Here is a 17,065-nt window from a genome sequence, read left to right on the forward strand (position 1 = left end):
GTTATGACGCCTGTGATAAATGGCATGTGTGGTTCTATATTCAATTAAACGACTGCCTGAATTCCAAAGGCGATTGACTGGTTTTTGTTTTAAACAACTTACTAAAAGACTGTGGATGTTCAAAGCCCAATTCGTAAGCAACTTCACTTACCGTGAGGTTGGTAGTGGATAGTTTTTCTTTTGCTTTTTCTATTAGTTTATGGTGAATATGTTGTTGCGTATTTTGGCCGGTTAATGAACGCAGCATATCACTTAAATAACTGGCGGAAATGTTGAGCTGCTCCGACAGATACTGTACCGTTGGTATGCCCCTGCTTAGGGATTTTTCGTTGTTAAAATAATTGTCCAGTATCTCTTCCAGCTTTTGCAACAGGTCGTTGCTGAGTGTTTTACGGGTAATGAACTGTCGCTTGTAAAAACGATTGGCGTAATTGAGCAGTAACTCAATTTGCGAGATTATCACATCGTGACTAAAATCGTCGATCCTGCTGTTTAACTCTTCTTCAATGATACTAAAAATAGAAATGATGGTTGCCTTTTCCTTATCCGATAAATGCAAAGCTTCGTTGGCAGAATAAGAAAAGAAGCCATACTGTTTTATTTTTTTTGCCAACGGATAGGTGAGGAAAAAATCCGGGTGTATCAGCAGGGTATAAAATGAGCATACACCGCCATGATCTGCATTACTGCCTATTACCTGGTTGGGAGCAGCAAACAGCAAGCCGCCTTCATCAAAATCATAATAATGCTGGCCATATTTAACCCTGCCGCTAAGCCTTGGCTTGTAAGAGATTTTATAAAAACTAAGTACATGTGATTGTGGAAAATTGTTTTCAATCACCTGGTTACTTTCAGCGCCCAGCATGCATATCAGGGGATGCTGTGGCTCGGGCAGTCCAAAAGCCCGGGCTGCTTCTGAAAGCGACCTAAAACTATGTGGTGTATGCTCTTCCTTTTTCATGTTGTCAATTTAATACAATTATAACCCGCAGTATGTTTAACGGCCGGTTGTAATTGATATCTTAAAAAATTACTTCGCAATGCCCTGGGCTGCGTTGGAAACAGCCTGCCATTCTTCCCACTCAGCCAAACGCTCTCCGTAAGCTTGTTTTACCCATGGCAAATTATGACTGCCGAGGAAAAAACGCAGTGGTGGATTGTCCGCATCAACCACTTTGAAAATTGCTTCAGGCGTTGCTTCCGGATCACCTCTTTCCAGGTCTTTTAAGGTACTGAAAAAATGCTGTTTATAATCCGCATAAATGTCCAGGCCTGCGGCAAATTTTAAAGACTCCTGGCTACCAAACTCCGTGGCATAAGCGCCGGGCTCAATAATGGTCACGTTAATACCAAAAGGTTTTACCTCCAGAGCAAGGCTTTCATGAATGGCTTCGAAAGCCCATTTAGAAGAACAATAATAACCGATCACCGGCAACACAACATGCCCGAGATTGCTGGAAGTACCGAGTATGTGCCCACTGCCTTGCTGGCGCAGTAGTGGCAGTGCTGCCTGTATAACTGCTAGTGCGCCGAAAATATTGGTATCGTACATCGCCTTCACTTCTTCAGCACTGGCTTCTTCAATGGTGCCAACCAGCGAATACCCGGCATTGTTAAGTACGATATCAAGCCTGCCAAAATGCGCATGTGCCTGCGCAACGGCTGTCTTTACCTGTTCGGTATTTGTCACGTCCAGTTCAAGCGTTAACACATTTACCCCGTATTGTTCTTTCAAATCTGCAATACTGGAAAGTTTTCTTGCAGTAGCCGCCACCTTATCGCCACGCTTTAGCGCAGCAGCTGCCCAAACCCTTCCAAACCCTCGGGAAGCGCCGGTTATAAACCAAACCTTACCGGTTGACTTTTCATTTTGTTGTTCCATATTTTTCTGTTTTGATTTTTGTTACACAAAAGTCAACAACTGTTATTTACCGGTTGTAGCCAAATTGAGGGTGTTTGTAGTCAAAATGAGAAATTGGGAAAATCATATAGCAGTTATCAAACGTTACTTTTACAGGAAGGGCTTTTATAGCATAGCCGGCACGTTGCATGAAGTTGATTACGCCAGCTGCGCCATAATATACAACCTGGCTACTGGTGCGGGAGAAGACTTTGCAAGGAAGGTAAACTACCTAAAAATGCGATGAAATGGTAAAATGATATAATTGTCTTGTTGCTACTTCCACTTTTTTCGCAACCACCCTCTTACTGGTTCATCGTACCACTTCAAGCTTGCATAAGCCAATACGATGGCTCCGGAAAAAGTGAGCAGCGCATATGGCCAGGCCTGCCCTAATGTAATGCCGGGGTGATTGCTAACCCATGCTACATAAAAATACACAAGCACATAATGCGTCATGTATAAAGGATAAGAAAGATTACCGAGGAAACTACAAATTTTATTTTCTGTTTGATTACGCACCACACCGCCGGAGCCCATATATACAATTAGTGGAAAGACAATGATGATGCAAAACGCTTCGTACAGACCATTCATCCAGCCCTGTTCGGTGCCGCCGGGTCTCGGCATAAATAAGACGGCCGCCACCAGCAGGCTACACCATACAAACGCATTTTTGATATGGACCGGCCTTGCTATCCTTGATAAAAGCAAACCGGCAAAAAATGGGAATATCGTACGGGTGATGCCAACACGCATGTGTTCGAAATTCAATGTCCAGCCACCGGTAACGTCTCCGTTGGGGTTGGTAACCGCATAATGCAACAATACTGCGCCCGCCAGTACTACAAAAAAAGTCAATGCCTTATTAGATAATTTTCTTAGCCCAATCGCATAGAGTATATTGGCGATGTACTCGAAAAATAATGACCAGCCAACACTGTTGAGCGGGTGCATCTCCTGCCAGCCTCGTATATCCATTGAAAGTGGGATGGGTAAAATAGTATACCCTATCAACATCACCACCATTAGCTTCCACAGCGGAACTGTGTGAATGAGTGGCCATATGGTTGAGTCGGTAAAATAAAAGCCTATGGCGCCAAGCGTCATGCCCAATACAACCAGTGGTTGCAGCCGTTCTATCCGGCGCCGGAGAAAGCCCCCAATGGTTAGTTTGTTCCACCTGTCATCATAGGCATATCCAATTACATAACCAGACAGCAGAAAGAAAAAATCAACTGCCAGGTAACCATGGTTTACAACATTGTCCAGGTGGTTGCTGGCAAGAGGTTCGGCAAGATGAAAACATACCACGATAATAGCTGCCACGCCCCTCAGTCCATCTAAAATCTGGTAGTGGGGTTTTGTACCCAATTTGTTATTGTCCATTCTTTAGTTCATTATTTTGAGGTCTTGCTGTTATTACATTTTCTTCACACTATTCATGTGAATTTACGCTACCGCCCATTTAGCCGTCATCTGCAATATATGCCATCTACAACCTTTCACTTTTACAGCTTATTTCATTCTTTCCCCATTTTGTATCTTTTGGCTGATAAATGCAGTCGTAGTAATTACTATGAAAATAAGAAAGCACCCGGATGAGTCTTCGCGATAAACACCTGCGTTATAAGTGTGAGTTTTATCCGACATCAGGATTCAGTGCAGAAAGCAGTGAAGCATCAGTTTTTTAATTGCGCTGTGTTTTAGAAATAAGTACTTCACCAAAATCCTGGTGCTGAACAATTCAACTCAATGAAATAATAAGATCACTATCCACCATTACTTCTACACGATAAATACTTTTTACCATCTTCCTAATGCCTGGCATAGAAAATGACTTTATACCCCTCATCGCTTTAACAGATATTCGTTTATTTTCTCTTTCCATTACATCAGTTACCACAATAAAGCCATCGCCAGAAATACCTTTTTGCCTTTGAGTCTCCCATTCAACAACTTCCCAGGCGATGTCACTGCACAAAATAGTATCATCAAATAACCTGGCTGCAGGAGTCGCCGCATGTCAGGGCGGGGTATATTAACGATAGGCTAAGTGTTTGGTTAGTGGCGAGTCCTGCAGCAAGCTAATTCACATTGAAAGTTTCGGCGCGAAGAGACTAAACCTGGAACTAAGATGTATTAAAACACCAGAACGCCGAAGAAAACAACTGACTAAAAAAAACGTACCCAGTCTATCAATGGCAGCGCCCAGGTTGCAAAACGACAACTCCATACTACAATGCCACCTTTACATTTTGCCGGTTTCGTTCAACATCAGGCTTCATTGTTGGTGCTGAGCACCCAACGAAGCCTTAGTTGTTGGCTGTTGTTTTTTATGTTATTTCTGCATAAAGTTGTTGGTCATCAGTACCTGCGTTCCGTAATAAGTTTAATCCAATAAAGTAAAGCATAAAAAAGGGTATTGCTGGTATCATAAACGGGTAATATGGAAAACCTGAAAACATGGTGGATCCGGGGTATAATGGATACAGCAGGATACATATAATGGCCACTGAACTTATGATGATATAAATGCGTGAAGGAATTTTGCGAAACCAATTGGCAGATCTTAATGCGGCTGCAAATGCTATTATAGCAACATAAGTCAGGCAAAACTCCACTATCGTTAATATCCAATCCAAAGTTCGCATAGCCAGGAACCAGTCAGGTACTTTTTCTGATGCCGAAGCAACTTTAAGTTTAAATGCTTCTAAGGCAAGACTGTGCCAGAAAGACATATTAAAAACCAGGAGTGGTAGGGCAATGATAATGGCAGCCGAACCAAGCTGGGCATAAAAATTTCCACCTGTGCCAGTTAATTTATCTCTTAAAAGAATTAATCCAAAACCTATCAGTATTCCACTCAATATTAGAAAAGAAAACCTTACTTGTTGTTCAGTAGCAGTTATCACCCATTCTTTAATGGTGTCTGGCGGAGCACCCATACCCCCAAAAATGGAAGTCAATAAGGTAGGCGCAAGCAAGAGACAGGCAACAATAGCCAAATGCTTTTTTTCAGTATCATTTTTTTTGACAACATGAGCTCCCAGAAACCAGGCAGCTGTTATCATGAGGCAAGCATTAATAATCCAAATGGGTAAATATATTTTGTAACTGACGTGGCCGGTTGTAAAGGCTAAAAAAGTAACTACGAAAGGAACGAGGGAAAGATATATCTGTGCTGCGTTCCGCTTAAATGTTGTTGATTTCATAAAGTCAGAAAGTTTTAGTGATTTTAAAATAACAGCGAACGTTGAGCATTTGCGATGGCATGAAGTGTCTTCTTGTCAATGTGTCGTTTTTAAATTGTCCCTAACGTTGCGCATTTGCGAATGTACTGGGAATTTGTTGCTGGTCCTGCCCGGTGAAAATGCTTAAAAGAAAGAAAATTATTAATTGAAACGAAATTATTAAAAGAAAGATGTCACGCCAAACAAATGATAGTGAGCGGACTGATGCTGAACTTTGTTTGTCCTACCCCGTATTTTGCAAATGCGATGATGGTGGCTGGCCTTCTCTCGTCGGTCAATGTCCAATAATAACTGTGTTTTGGTCAAGTGTCAGCAACCATTTGTTTTGCCGTTTCACAATTACATAGGTTTTCATTTGTCGTTCATTTTGATGCTTTACTCCTTGTGGTAATTCATAGTCGCTACTTTTGTGAACAACATCGGCAATTGCAACTGTCGGGGTCAAAAATCGGATTGTCATACTTTCAATTGTCAGCGAAACACCTTTTAAAAATGTCTGATGTACAGCCCTGACTTCTTTCAAAACAGCTTCCCGTCCTTTTGTAATTCCTCCGCCAGGGTTAATGTGTTCCCAATCTTTTGTCGTGTAAAATACCGCTTTCTTAAATCCTCCCTCATTAAAGTCTTCCTGAAAAGCTAAAACTACATCTTTCACCAGTTGCTCGTTTCTTGAATTTTGTCCAATTGCAGAATGTGATAGAATGAAGGTCAAAAGTAAAGTGAAATAAAAATTCATAGCTGTCAAATAAAAAGCTTTAAAAATATTGTGAATCGTCCATTAGTGGTGTCGTTTTAGGCTTGCCACCAAGGGGCAGGGCTTTATGCAGGTTGGGAATTCCGTCTGCCGACAACCGCTGCTGATTGAAAATATAAAGTTGAATATAAGAACTAAAGTTGAAAGTTGTTTGTCCTGCCCAAACCACAGCCTGGGTTCAATATGTTCAAAGACTTAGTCTTTTTAAATCTTATTTTTTGTAAATTTTCCTGAATCATCTGTATCGCATAGTTTTTGCTGGTAATTAAAAAAGTTCTACCAAAATGCCAGACTTACAGGAATTAGATACACAGACCTTGATAGATATGCTGGCTCAACAGACAGTGCAGTTGACCGAAATAATTGTTGAAAAGGGTTACATAAATATAGAGCAACAAGAGTATGAGCTATCTCTGATACAAGCTGAACTAAATAAACGTTTAAGCTCCTCTAATTAATATTTTATCCGCCGGAACAGTTACTGATTCACCAACTTTTAAGATTTATCCGGGTAACTCTATTGCAGCAGGGACAGGTGAGGAAATGAAAAAGGCTTTGCCATTTTTGAAAAGCAATATAGTACATCAATAGTCGTTTGTTACATAGTCTTACCATTAAACCACCAATACCCACCAAATGAAAACTAAATCTTTTCTTGTAACGGCATTATTTGCCCTGTTTTTTATTTTGTCTTGTAAAAAACAAAGCACCCATCCCCAACTTACTTTTAGCAATAATGTTGCCCAGGGTATATGCAATTCAAGTGGTGAATACACGATCACAGGTCATATCAGCTCGGCAGTTAGTCTTAATAAAGTTGTGTTAACCAAAGAGGGACAAACAACTCCTTTTCTTATTGATGATGCAACTGCAAAAAATAAAAATGAATATGATTTTTCCTACCTGGTAACGGGCATTACTGCTAATACCTACATTATTATAGATGCTTTTGATCAGGGTGGTGGAAAAATAACGCAAAGGTTTTTGATAACTATCAAATAATAAAGAAGCAGGGCGAACTAAAATTGGATGTTAACTGTTTGGCGTTTTAGCTCAACAGTTTTTATTTACTACAGTTCGCTATTCGTTAACCCCGGCGCTGAAGGTTTTATAAAATCAAGGCAGCCATTGCGTTTACTAAAAAAATAAAAGCCCTTTTATTATAAGTGTTTTAGATCTAATGATAGGCGTTGCAAATTTATGCTGAGCAATATCGGTCTAACAACCACTTTTCTGTTCCATCTTTTTTAGCACGCCTGGCGGCAGCCCGGATAAGAGGCGAAAGCAGTGACATCCATCCCGGAGCATTTGAATCTGATATTATTAATGCTACCGCAAGATGGGCAAATTTTTTTGGTTTTCCTTTTTCATCAGTAAGCCCATCTGCTGCAAGACCGTAGAATATTTTTATAAAATTCTCCATCCCGGTATGTCCCGGTTGCAGCGTTATCTGAAATTTAACCTGGTCATTTGCTTCGTTATAAAACCGATGCGGTGTTCCCGCAGGAACAGTTACCGATTCACCGGCCTTTAGTATTTTTTTTTGCTTTCCAACCTGCAGGTATAGAATGCCTTCCTGTACCTGAAATTTTTCTGAAAATGCTTTGTGATAATGTAAAGGCGGTCCGTCACTCTTTCCCAAATCTATTTCTAAAAGAGTATACGCTCCATTTGTTTCTGCAGCGGTTTTTAGAAACGTGGCAGCATCGTTTATGGCGGGATTAACGAAAGTCCTTTTTTCCATTATTTTAAATTTTAAAAGTGTACACCTTTCCTGAAATAAAATTGCATGTTATAAGGTAGGTCCTTTTTTTACGGGATCTTCTTTTGCTACCACATTAACCAAACAATAACCAAAGAAAATATGCATCCCTGCTTATCATCACGCTGAACTTGCAGTTATATTTTTCTATTCTTAGCCGGCGCTGATCAGTTACACGTAAGCTGCATTATCTTCCTGTATTACTATTTTTAGTCCTCCCCGGCTCCCATTCGAAAAGTCAAGGCGATGTCTCTGTAAAATTATTACAATCAAACAACCAGCATAAACTGCAGGACTCGCCTCCTATCCGGGTTGGCTACATCAATTTGCACGTTATAGTATTTGGTTTGTGGTGAGTCATTCAGCAAGCTAATTTACATCACATGTTTTGGCGTGAAGAGACTTGCCTTGAAAGCAGAGAGTCCTTCAGCAAGCTAATTCCTATTGAAAGTTTTGACGTAAAGAGCCTCGCCTTGGAAAGATTATTGATAAGCAGTAAGCAGTCGCTGGTTTTTTTTAAAATTTGACCAGAATTGGTGAATACACCAGCCTTAAGCTGCAAATAAAAATATTGCTTTAAACAACTTCTAAGATCAGGTACTGCGTATCACTGATTACCTTCTGATTATTCTGCCCAAATGAATGCCTATGCCACCTGAAACAATAACACTGTGCAAATTTACATTTGTATTTAGCGCTGCATCTATACCTGCAAAATGCTTAGGTTTAAAATGCAGATTTATACCAACCGGAATGCCAATTGTATTGATTGTACGCAGACTTAATCTTTCTTTAGTATAATCACTTCCTACAATTGTTTGCCATATTCGCGGCAGCGTTACATTGTGTTCAATTGGTTTAGCGGTTAGGTAAGTAAATTTTATCCACGAAATACCAAAAGATAAGCTGGGGCTCAATTTACCGGGTAAAATAAAACCTGAAAACACGGATATGTATTTTACTGTTTTATGATTCTGACTGTCTTCTGTATCCAGGAAGCAATCGTGCTTTTGGTAGTGGTCGTAACAGATATGCGATTTATAATAACCTACACCATACAATACATTCCGTACCCGGTAATTTATGGCAAAACTGCCCTTTACGCCATTGTTTGAATAGCCTAAATTTATTTCGCCCCACAGCGATCTGCCGGTCGGCCTGGTATAAAGATATACGCCTGAATTTTTATTAGTGCTGGTGTATTTAACCTGGCTAAATACCGGGCAATAAATAAAAAAGAGGGTTGTTAGTTGAATGATTGCTTTCATTTTAATTTGGTTTAATTAAGGACAAAACTATTTCACACTTCTCCTAAACTAAAATTGACTTGTGCTTTGCTTTTGTAAAAAAAGTGCTTAAACTGCCATTAATGAGACCGCTGATAATGGCATGTATTCATTACTACTAAATATCGCCTGACAACAAGTGGAATTGCATTTTCTGCAAATAATAGCAAGAGTGATTTGCATTTTTTGCCAATAGTAATATTTGCTTCCGTGGTTAGCGTAAGCTCTTTCACCCAAAGACTGGAATCGAAAAGAAATTATCTTACTTGCAAAATCGAAAGTAAAAGACCTTAATTAAGGCATGTAGCAGCGTTCGGGATACTTACACATTTTTCTTCTGCTCCAAGGTCTTCCAATTCAATAACTTCCCAAGCGATGTTGCTGCACAAATTATTTTAATCAAACAGGCAGCATAAGCTGCAGGACTCACCGCCTATCAGGGCTGGGTGCATCAATTTATGCGCAATAGTGTTTGGTTTGCGGCAAGTCCTTCAGCAAGCTAATTGGCATCGAAAGTGTTGGCGTGAAGAGACTCGCCCTCGAGATTACGCAAATCCAATACTTTTTGACGGATTGACGCAATGCTGTATTTTTAATTGCGTAAAACAAGCGTTGGCTGTAATTTTATTTGACCTTGCAAACATTTAAGCTCACCATATTTAGACAATCAAGAGTTCTATTCGGACTTTTTCTTTTGCCATTTGCGTTTACAGGACTTCTTCTTTTAGGACTTGAATTAGGCAGCTTTATTTGGGGACTACTCTTATTTGTTTTTTATTTATTGGTCTATTATTATTTCACAGTTGGGCAGTTGACAATTTCTATTGACAATGAACGGCTGCATTTTTCGTGGACAAAGAAAATTGTCTTTAATTACAAAGAAGTTGCTGACGTAAACCTTGCAGATATAAAAACAATAGTTATAGACAATGGCCAATTTTTACGAAAGCTAATAACAGATGGCAAAACCGTTTACCTCAACACAACTAAAGTAAAGCCGCAAGACAATTTTAAACTCATAGGCTTTTTACAAGCTTTTTCGAAAAACAATAATGTAAGAGTAATTAATAGTTGGCGTGAGTGGGCTGACAAAGGATATTTAAAAACAGCTTATCGAATAAATATTGCTGTAATCGCTATAGCATTTGTCAACGTTGCTATTTTTATTGCTCGTAAAGGTTTTTCATCTGGACAATTATTTATTTTCTTACTTTTCATTCCACAACTTATTTTGTACGGACAACAAATGAAACTGGAAATTAAAAACAACGATGAGTAGAAAAACTACAGCCAACAGAAGGTTTTATGCTATAGGGGCTTGACCAACTAACATCAGCCAAAAGCAAAGCCAGTCTTCAGTTTCGGCTTGACCAGCAACTCTGATCTTTTGTAAAATAAATGAACTTTTAATTATAAATTTAACATCGGTTCCGGGCGGCACAATGGCAAATATCCCAACAGCATAAATCCCTGGAACGTTAGTGGCAAACAAATGGCGGCAAACATAAACAAACAACCATCAATGGAAGTTGATTTAAAAAATATAAATCACAAGTTTGTAGAATTATTCAGGCAAACATTCGCATTTACTGAGGAAGAGTTTGCACTGTTCTTGTCATACTTTACGGTTAAAACAGTTACTAAAAAAGATTACTACTTAAGAGCCGGTGAATGCTGCCATGCAAAAGCTTATCTTAATAAAGGTTGTGCAAGAAACTTTGTATTGGATGAACAGGGACATGAACGGATTTTATTCTTTGCATTTGAAGATTGGTGGCTTGGTGACTTCGATAGTTACTATTCTGGCAAACCGGGAACAAACTATATCCAATTGCTGGAAGACTCTGAACTACTGGTAATTTCAAAAGAAAACTTTCAAAAAGCAGAAAAGGAAATATCTAAACTCACACAATGGTATTCTTTTAAAATGCTCCGCTCAGCAAGTGCTTCAAGAAACAGAATTGAAGAAATGAAAACCCTGTCTGCAGAAGAACGCTATCTCAAATTAATAGAAAAACAGCCTCATATTTTTCAGCGTATTCCATTGCAACACATTGCATCTTATTTGAACATCGAACCGCAATCGCTCAGCCGAATGAGAAACAGGCTGACCAATAAACATTGAATTTTTTTTCCCCCTTTTCATTTCTTAACCCAGGTTAAGTGTTTAGCATTTTTAGCAATGCACCTTTGTATCGTTAATTACTTGCTCACAAAAAAACAAAGACATGACTTTAACTCAAACCAAGATGTTAACCCCCAAAGAGGGATTAAGATTACAGTCTGGTCCGGGTCGCGACCTTATCTTCAAACTCACTGGCGAAGATACTGGTGGTGCATTCGATTATTTTATTGTAGAGGTAGCACCATATGGAGGCCCGCCTTTGCATGTGCATCATAAGCAGGAGGAAACAATTCACGTTCTTAAAGGCAAGTTTAAAGTTCGGATAGGTGATGAAATTTTCTATCTCAACGAAGGGGACTTTGCCTACCTGCCATCGAAAGTGCCGCATGCCTTCCTTAACCTCACCAATGAGGGGGCAGAAATTATTGTTGTTTATACCCCCGGAGGAGGTCATAAATTTTTTGCGGAACTGGGACCTCTTATGCACAATGGTTCACCAGATAAAAAGGTAGTCGCTCAGCTCTTTGAAAAATATGAAATGACTCTTCTTGGACCTCCGTTAAGCCAGGATTAACCTGGAAGTTATAAAATACATATTTGATAAACAAGCAGATTGGCAGCCGCTAACATCGGTTTGCTCCTATGCCCCATCTGGCGCAGGATGCTGTCCCATTTTTCGCCGTTGTTGGTAGGGCTATTTCATGTAATAGTAAATGTTTTTGATTCGATTGACTTTAGCCATGCTGTCCTTAAAATCAACGGTGTTTAAAAATGAATTCAATTGTGGGCTTATTATTTGTTTTCTGCTTTGTTTGAGATGAGCCGAAAACTATCGGATACATTATCTTTTGTCCAAAGCTCCAACAAAGGTTGCTCTAATTTAAATTCCCTGTATTCATCCGGGCTCATAATGGGTATTCCTGATACGATGGGATAAATTCGCTTACACTCAATGCAGAGTAAAAATCCTTCTAAAATATTATCCTGAACATCCGTTGATATTACTGTTAATTTCAAATCCGTTTTGTCAAATGAACAGCAGAGTTTTTTAATTGTTTCTATTCTCATCCTAACTTGTTTTTATTTTTTGCTGATACTTTTTTAATGCTTCAACAGGTTTGTCGATATTCATTATTCCTGACACTACTGCAATGCCTGAATAATTCAATTCGTTTAGCATTTCTATATTTTCCGGCTTTATTCCTCCTGCCAGAAAAACAGGTAGTGCCGTAATTTTTCGGGCTTCTTTAATTGTATTAAAAGTTATTAATTCACAACTATTTGCTGTTGATGATGGAAACATAGAGCAAAATGAAATATAGTCAAGCTCGTTTTCGTTTGCCCATTTAACAACAGAAAGGTCATTATTGCAAGTGATACCTGTAATGATTTCTCTGCCTAATTCACATTTCAATTGACTTATATTATCCTGCACTTTATCAAAATGAACACCGTCTAAACTGGTCTGCTTCAATAATTCCCACTGGTTATTGATAAGCACGGGAAAGTTTTTAGTATAGCACAATTGTAATATCCCGTTAATCAATTCTACCGGATTTTCATTCGGTTTAAAGTTGTCCCAAATTTGTATGGCAGCGATATCTTCGTAAATGATTTCCTTTAACTTTCTCAATAAAACATTTCTGTCCATTGACGGGTCAATAATAAGATAAATGCCATTCTGTATTTTCATTTCCAACCTTCTTTTAACGCATTAAAGAATGCCGCCCAATAAGGGTCCTCCTCAAAATATTTTAAGTCCGATTTTTCATCGTTTTCAACCAGTGTTATCCCGTTTTTCTTTTCGCACAATTCACCAACTTCTACACAGGGAATATTTCTTTTAGCCAAACGGGCAACTACTTCATCAGATGCTTCTTTTTCACAAGTGATGATCATAGAACCAGCACCTATGCAATACCTCGGGTCTAAACCGAAAATGGTACAAATTTCTGCCTGAACTTCTGCAATGGGCAATTTGTTGTTGTAGATAACAGCTCCATTATTTGAAGCAATAGCCAATTCATAAATAGCTCCCAACACACCGCCTTCGGTTACATCATGCATAGCAGTAACATTTGAATACTCATTGTTTTCACCTACAGCAATTAAAGCATCCTGCAATGATGACGTATGATAAAATGAATTGCAGGCGTATTGGAAAATTTCTATTCCTGCTTTTTTCTTTACTGTTTCAGGAAAACTCATTGCAAGAATTGCGGCAGAGGATATTGCACAGGATTTAGTTACCAGTATCGCATTTCCCGATTTTGCTGATTTTGATAACAGTATTTTATTTTTAGGAGCTACCGTAACAAGCGTTCCGCCTCCTGCAATGGATGAGTTTTGCCCTTCAATAAAACCGGTGTGTCCTCCTGTAATGGCAATTTTTATTTCTGAACAAAATTTATGAATGTATTCCCAATATACTTTGAAGTCGTTTTTTGAAAATGAGGAAGGTAGATTTAATACAAACTGACCATACATTGGCGCATATCCTGTTGTAGCCATGTCATTTGCCATAAGATGAACAGATAACCATGCCGATTCCTGCAAACCAAGCGAAGGGATCAGCGATAACGGGTCGCTGGTTAATGCCAAAGCGACATCACCCGGTAAATCAATAACCGAAACATCTACGCCAAACTGTGCCCCCGCAATTACTTCATTGCGTTGATAACCGCATTTGGTAGAAATGAGTTGTTCGATCAAATGATGCTCTATTTTGCCAAGTTTTTCGCTCATTAGTCCACATCTTTTAACTGTATATACAAGCCGAAAAAATCACCAAATGGTAGTCTCCATTGTTGAACAGGAAACCACTTTGGGAGCCCTGTGCAAGTCCAGTGAATAGAATATTCCCGTCCTTCAAGTGCTTCATGGATTATGTCCGTCAGTTTTTGTGGCGAGTAAAAAGTGGCCGTTACGTAAAAAGGATTTTTTCCAAATAATTGTTGAACTCTTCTTCTTACTACTTTGGTGGAGTAGCGGTTCATCATTCCCATTGCTATACCATATTTGCCTACCCTTGCCGCTTCCCGAATAACTTTTACAGGGTCTTTGTAATATTCAAAAGTTGTAATGAATGCAAGTGCATCAAAACTGTGGTCTTTGAAAGGCATATAGTGCGAATCTGCCATTACCAAATCGCCTTCAAAAAGATGTTTTGCCTGCGATAGCATAAGGGGAGAAATGTCGCCTCCTGTGGCTTCAATACCTATTTCTTTCCACCACCTGGTAAAACGTGCCGTTCCACAACCAAACTCTAATAATGTTTTGATACGATTGTCATTAGAAACAAGCTGTTCCATAATTTTTTTTTGCCAGATTTCGGCACGCTTATACCTTCCTTCATACCATTGCTCATAGGTGTCGGTGTGTTCACGATTGAAAAACCATTCTGGTCTTCCCTGCCAGTTTTGTTGTGTTTGAGGAATTAATCCACTTGAAAATTTTTCTATATCCATTTCTGTCATTTAATAAAAAACAAAACTCCATCCCAGGAAAAACCAATGGATGGAGTTTGAAATATTTTTTTTCAACTTGCATCCCTACGTTGGCATTATCCAAATCAGGTAGCGGGTATCATCTCAGCCATTAAAAGGCACCCCGTGCTTTTGTACCGGCGAATATACACAGAATATTTTTTCGTTTACAAAAAATTCCTTCCGCTCCGGGTCTCCAATTCAAAAACTTCTTCCACGCCAAGTCTCGATTTCAATAACTTCGCAGGCGATGTATCTGCACGAATTATTATAATCAAACAACCGGCACAAGTTGCAGAATCTTGCCGTCTATCAGGGCTGGATGCATCAATTTTATACGCTGCAGTGTTTGGTTTGCGGCGAGTCATTCAACAAGTTAATTCAAATTGAAAGTTTTGGCGTGCAGAGGCCTGCAAGTAAGCTCCGGGACAGAAAAGAATAATAACATATTCCGGCAATGGCGAAAGACCGCCCGCATTCCGGCATGGCAGATCATCTTATTTTTCAAGTGAAAATTTACTGCCTTGTATATTGGTACGCTTACCATTGAAAACTAAATAAGTTGGAGAAGCATACCCGTTGTGGCAGCAATAAGAAGCTTTTGAACGATTGTAACTTACAATCAAGGTGTCCTGTTCAACACTATTCAGCCGTAAATAAATTGTGTCTGCAGCAGGTAAATATAAACTGGCGGAATCCATAAAACTGACGGGGGAATAATAAGGAATTTGATTGGTTCTTATACTCATTGAATCTTTAAAGTAAGTTGGATTACCGCCAAAAATCAGGTCCTTTTTGGAGATCCGGTCAATCAAAGTAAAACCAACCGTTTGATTGCAATCTGGGTTTATACAATCGCAGCCTTGCAGCAACAAAAATATAACATACACAAATCCAAAAGTAAAATGCTGTTTTGTTTTCATTGGTGGTATCTTGTCATGGATGAAAGATATTATTTTTCAGAGAAAGATGTTACATTTAAATGCTGGTAGTTACGCAAATACAATAACCAGGAAAAGGATGATCCAACAAGCTTCTTCCGCTCTCAGTCTCCCATTTAAAATCTTCCCAGGCGATGTCTCTGCACAAATTATTACAATCAAACAACCAGCATAAACTGCAGGACTCGCCTCCTATCAGGGTTGGCTACATCAATTTGCACGTTATAGTATTTGGTTTGTGGCGAGTCCTTCAGCAAGCAAATTCACATTGAAAGTTTTGGCGTCAATAGAATCGCCCTGAGAGTAGTGTCATAATTGTTATTTGCTTCTGTGAATACCTCGCCGGGGCTCAATAAATTCTTTGCTACTGGGATAGTAAATTACTGACCTTAAGCTCTAAATTTTTTAAATCACTGTCCCCATGTTCTTCGGCGGTATTATCATAAATTATTTTACCACTCTTATCAATTAAGTAAATTCTTGGGATACCAGTTCGGCCACCATAATCATTTATCAGCGTCGAATCTCCATAGATATTCACCCAATTCATGCTGTTATCTTTAATAGCTTTATGATAGGCAGCATAGTTAGAACTGTATGCTACAGATATAATTTCAAGACTATTAGGGTATCTACTATGTAATGCCTTTATTTTAGGCATTTCTGCTATGCACGGGCCAGGTAGCCCAAAAAGTTAGCAATACATATTTTTTATTGCGAAAAGAATACAGCGAAATTTTATCACCGTTAATATCTTTTGTGGTAAAGTCCGGCGCTATATTATTTACCTTAACGGTTAATTTACCCTGCAAATATTTTTTTATCGTGTTACCTTCCTCACTATTTTTAAATTTTTCAGGAAATGTTTTATTAAAAATCCGTAGTGTCGAATCCGGCGACAACAGGTTAAGGAAATTTCTTCTAAAATTGACAAACGCATAGTATGAATTTCCATTGCTGAGCGTATAATCAAAGTCTTTTTTTAAAACCAGATTATGAAGCCTGAAATATTCCTTTTGAATAGCTGTGTCAGTTCCGTAATAAATTTCTTTATCGTGTTGTAACTGAAAAGACCGTCGATTATTTATTTCGATGGCACTGTTTGCAGCCATGCCATCTTTTTCTTTTTTTAGATCAACTGCATTTATAAGAGAGTAATTCTCAAAAGGAGATATACCGTCATCTACTTTTTTAAAAGTTATTACAGCAGCTTTTTCTCTAACAAAAAAGCGGTTTTCAAAATATTCTGTCATCATACCTGCTATAGGATATTTAAGTTTAATGATTGCATAATAGGAGTAGTAATCGCCCTTTATTGTAAAAACCAGGTTCTGAGAATCCTTGATTTCAATACGCTTTTGCGCCTTTCCATCATCTACGTATACTTCAAGCTGGCTAAAACTAATTTGCTTATTTAGCTTAATTGTTACATGATAACTTTTGTGACCCCAAACGACTAAACTGGAGAGCACAAATAGAATCAAAAGCGGAAAAAATATTTTCACATTCATTATATCCATTTTAAGCGAACGGTGACGTTGTAAAAGCCCGTAACAAA

19 protein-coding genes and 1 riboswitch are annotated in these 17,065 nt (G+C 38.8%); of the genes, 4 read left to right on the forward strand and 15 right to left on the reverse strand.

What is annotated here, in order from left to right:
• Nucleotides 1–40: 40 nt before the first annotated feature.
• The 6 genes from QWZ08_RS16280 to QWZ08_RS16305 all read right to left on the reverse strand — a co-directional run bounded on the left by QWZ08_RS16280 (nucleotide 41) and on the right by QWZ08_RS16305 (nucleotide 5,890).
• A complete protein-coding gene (locus QWZ08_RS16280) occupies nucleotides 41–961 on the reverse strand; it encodes a helix-turn-helix domain-containing protein (RefSeq protein WP_290338548.1) in 921 nt (306 codons plus the stop codon).
• A 69-nt stretch (nucleotides 962–1,030) separates the two neighbouring features.
• Nucleotides 1,031–1,882, reverse strand: coding sequence for an SDR family NAD(P)-dependent oxidoreductase (locus tag QWZ08_RS16285; RefSeq protein ID WP_290338549.1), 852 nt, complete (start codon nucleotides 1,880–1,882; stop codon nucleotides 1,031–1,033).
• A 294-nt stretch (nucleotides 1,883–2,176) separates the two neighbouring features.
• Complete coding sequence (locus QWZ08_RS16290; protein ID WP_290338550.1) at nucleotides 2,177–3,289, reverse strand: acyltransferase family protein; 1,113 nt, start codon at nucleotides 3,287–3,289, stop codon at nucleotides 2,177–2,179.
• A 358-nt stretch (nucleotides 3,290–3,647) separates the two neighbouring features.
• Nucleotides 3,648–3,884: a hypothetical protein gene (locus tag QWZ08_RS16295; protein WP_290338552.1), complete on the reverse strand. Its 237-nt coding sequence runs from the start codon at nucleotides 3,882–3,884 to the stop codon at nucleotides 3,648–3,650.
• A 352-nt stretch (nucleotides 3,885–4,236) separates the two neighbouring features.
• On the reverse strand, nucleotides 4,237–5,115 hold the full coding sequence (locus QWZ08_RS16300) for a hypothetical protein (protein ID WP_290338553.1): 879 nt from the start codon (nucleotides 5,113–5,115) through the stop codon (nucleotides 4,237–4,239).
• Between the two features lie 313 nt (nucleotides 5,116–5,428).
• Nucleotides 5,429–5,890, reverse strand: coding sequence for an SgcJ/EcaC family oxidoreductase (locus QWZ08_RS16305; RefSeq protein ID WP_290338554.1), 462 nt, complete (start codon nucleotides 5,888–5,890; stop codon nucleotides 5,429–5,431).
• Between the two features lie 654 nt (nucleotides 5,891–6,544).
• Between QWZ08_RS16305 and QWZ08_RS16310 the strand changes: the two genes are divergently transcribed.
• The gene (locus QWZ08_RS16310) at nucleotides 6,545–6,910 is read left to right on the forward strand and encodes a hypothetical protein (protein ID WP_290338555.1); all 366 of its coding nucleotides are present in this window, start codon (nucleotides 6,545–6,547) and stop codon (nucleotides 6,908–6,910) included.
• 196 nt (nucleotides 6,911–7,106) lie between these two features.
• Here QWZ08_RS16310 and QWZ08_RS16315 read toward each other — a convergent pair whose 3' ends face one another.
• Both QWZ08_RS16315 and QWZ08_RS16320 read right to left on the reverse strand, forming a co-directional pair.
• Entirely contained in the window at nucleotides 7,107–7,652 is a 546-nt protein-coding gene (locus QWZ08_RS16315) for a cupin domain-containing protein (protein ID WP_290338556.1), read from the reverse strand.
• Nucleotides 7,653–8,284: 632 nt separating this feature from the next.
• Complete coding sequence (locus QWZ08_RS16320) at nucleotides 8,285–8,938, reverse strand: hypothetical protein (RefSeq protein WP_290338557.1); 654 nt, start codon at nucleotides 8,936–8,938, stop codon at nucleotides 8,285–8,287.
• 652 nt (nucleotides 8,939–9,590) lie between these two features.
• On the opposite strand from QWZ08_RS16320, the gene QWZ08_RS16325 reads away from it, so the two are divergent.
• The 3 genes from QWZ08_RS16325 (at nucleotide 9,591) to QWZ08_RS16335 (ending at nucleotide 11,655) form a co-directional block, all read left to right on the forward strand.
• The gene (locus QWZ08_RS16325) at nucleotides 9,591–10,235 is read left to right on the forward strand and encodes a hypothetical protein (RefSeq protein ID WP_290338558.1); all 645 of its coding nucleotides are present in this window, start codon (nucleotides 9,591–9,593) and stop codon (nucleotides 10,233–10,235) included.
• A gap of 243 nt (nucleotides 10,236–10,478) precedes the next feature.
• Nucleotides 10,479–11,081: a Crp/Fnr family transcriptional regulator gene (locus QWZ08_RS16330; protein WP_290338559.1), complete on the forward strand. Its 603-nt coding sequence runs from the start codon at nucleotides 10,479–10,481 to the stop codon at nucleotides 11,079–11,081.
• Between the two features lie 103 nt (nucleotides 11,082–11,184).
• Nucleotides 11,185–11,655, forward strand: coding sequence for a cupin domain-containing protein (locus tag QWZ08_RS16335; RefSeq protein WP_290338560.1), 471 nt, complete (start codon nucleotides 11,185–11,187; stop codon nucleotides 11,653–11,655).
• Nucleotides 11,656–11,873: 218 nt separating this feature from the next.
• Here QWZ08_RS16335 and QWZ08_RS16340 read toward each other — a convergent pair whose 3' ends face one another.
• The 7 genes from QWZ08_RS16340 to QWZ08_RS16370 all read right to left on the reverse strand — a co-directional run bounded on the left by QWZ08_RS16340 (nucleotide 11,874) and on the right by QWZ08_RS16370 (nucleotide 17,018).
• On the reverse strand, nucleotides 11,874–12,149 hold the full coding sequence (locus QWZ08_RS16340; protein ID WP_290338561.1) for a Trm112 family protein: 276 nt from the start codon (nucleotides 12,147–12,149) through the stop codon (nucleotides 11,874–11,876).
• Nucleotide 12,150: 1 nt separating this feature from the next.
• On the reverse strand, nucleotides 12,151–12,774 hold the full coding sequence (locus QWZ08_RS16345; RefSeq protein ID WP_290338562.1) for a thiamine phosphate synthase: 624 nt from the start codon (nucleotides 12,772–12,774) through the stop codon (nucleotides 12,151–12,153).
• Nucleotides 12,771–13,826 (reverse strand): AIR synthase family protein, encoded by a 1,056-nt coding sequence (locus QWZ08_RS16350; protein ID WP_290338563.1) that lies wholly within the window; start codon nucleotides 13,824–13,826, stop codon nucleotides 12,771–12,773. The genes QWZ08_RS16345 and QWZ08_RS16350 overlap by 4 nt, the downstream gene beginning before the upstream one ends.
• Nucleotides 13,826–14,548: a class I SAM-dependent methyltransferase gene (locus QWZ08_RS16355; RefSeq protein ID WP_290338564.1), complete on the reverse strand. Its 723-nt coding sequence runs from the start codon at nucleotides 14,546–14,548 to the stop codon at nucleotides 13,826–13,828. The genes QWZ08_RS16350 and QWZ08_RS16355 overlap by 1 nt, the downstream gene beginning before the upstream one ends.
• 64 nt (nucleotides 14,549–14,612) lie before the next feature.
• Nucleotides 14,613–14,703: riboswitch (TPP riboswitch) on the reverse strand.
• A 360-nt stretch (nucleotides 14,704–15,063) separates the two neighbouring features.
• Entirely contained in the window at nucleotides 15,064–15,489 is a 426-nt protein-coding gene (locus tag QWZ08_RS16360; RefSeq protein ID WP_290338565.1) for a hypothetical protein, read from the reverse strand.
• 382 nt (nucleotides 15,490–15,871) lie between these two features.
• Complete coding sequence (locus QWZ08_RS16365; RefSeq protein WP_290338566.1) at nucleotides 15,872–16,168, reverse strand: TlpA family protein disulfide reductase; 297 nt, start codon at nucleotides 16,166–16,168, stop codon at nucleotides 15,872–15,874.
• Entirely contained in the window at nucleotides 16,161–17,018 is an 858-nt protein-coding gene (locus QWZ08_RS16370; protein ID WP_290338567.1) for a peroxiredoxin family protein, read from the reverse strand. The genes QWZ08_RS16365 and QWZ08_RS16370 overlap by 8 nt, the downstream gene beginning before the upstream one ends.
• Nucleotides 17,019–17,065 lie beyond the last annotated feature (47 nt).

Origin of the sequence: Ferruginibacter paludis, from assembly GCF_030409685.1 — a bacterium.
Taxonomy (GTDB): Bacteria; Bacteroidota; Bacteroidia; order Chitinophagales; family Chitinophagaceae; genus Ferruginibacter; species Ferruginibacter paludis.